This window comes from Alcanivorax sp. HI0044 (assembly GCF_001634945.1).
On the sequence record NZ_LWEZ01000464.1, the window covers coordinates 1 to 997 of the forward strand.

General features: G+C 57.8%; 1 protein-coding gene and 1 pseudogene. One reads left to right on the plus strand and one right to left on the minus strand.

What is annotated here, in order from left to right:
• Positions 1 to 410 (plus strand): hypothetical protein (locus A3730_RS05670; protein ID WP_063537676.1); only part of this gene is annotated, 410 nt, incomplete at its 5' end.
• 163 nt (positions 411 to 573) lie between these two features.
• Here A3730_RS05670 and A3730_RS31125 read toward each other — a convergent pair.
• A pseudogene (locus A3730_RS31125) lies at positions 574 to 997 on the minus strand (hypothetical protein); the annotation flags it as partial.

Genomic DNA, 997 nt, shown 5'->3' on the forward strand with positions numbered 1-997 from the left:
TGGACGAGCACTTGTTCCTGCGTGGTAGCCTGGGTTTCTTTGATGGTGACTATGGTCGCAATGGTGATCTCGACGGTAGCCAGATTTCTGGTGGTGTGGGCTTCCACACTCCGTTGCAGCGTGGTTTGGACTTCGTGACCAGCGCCGACATTATTTACGATGATCGTGATTATGATCCGGGCAACAACGACGATGAGATCGGTTTCGAAGTGCGTGGTGGTGTGCGTCATGCCACTACCGACAAGCTGGAACTGTCCGGTGGTCTGGCGTATCAGGATCTCTACGATGATGACCTGGGCGTTTACGGCCAGGGCCTGTTCAAGGTAAGCCAGGCGGTTGACCTGGGCGCACGCGTCATTGTTGGTGGCGATCGTGATACCTATGGCGTGTTCGGCCGCTACAACTTCTAAGATCCGTTCCAGGACAGTTTGTCTGGAAGCTAAAAGCCCCGCCGGGTGAGAGCCCGGCGGGGCTTTTTTGTGTTTGCCGTATGGCCCTGCTCGCCCGCCTTCTTGGGTCGATGTTACCCGCGCAAGACCTTAAGCCGAATAATTTCGGATTACGCCTTTCAGGCTAGGCGTCAGGCATCTGGCGGGTGATGCTTACTGTGGTAAGCCAGGCTTTAATTGGGGCCCAGCCTTTCTCTTCGCTTTGCTTGATTGAGCCGGCGATGCCCGGGTTGATCTGGTCCCAGCGGGCTATAACAGCGGGATCCATGGCCTGCACTGCATCGAGCAACACGGTTTCATTAACGGCGAGGCTGAGAGCGGGGATCAGCAGTCCTTCTTCCTGTTCGCTGGTTGGGTCTTGCTGTTGCTGCCAGTGGGCCAGGGTTTCCATCAGGCCGCATTGCAGTGCCAGCTCGTTCAGGGGGCGGTTCAGTGATAGCTGCTGATGGTCGGCGAGCAGTTGTTCGCCGGCCAGTTTCAGGTACTGGCGCCGCCGGGCGGGGATGCCTTCTTCACCGGTGAACGCTGCCAGCGCTTTGGGGCTTTCG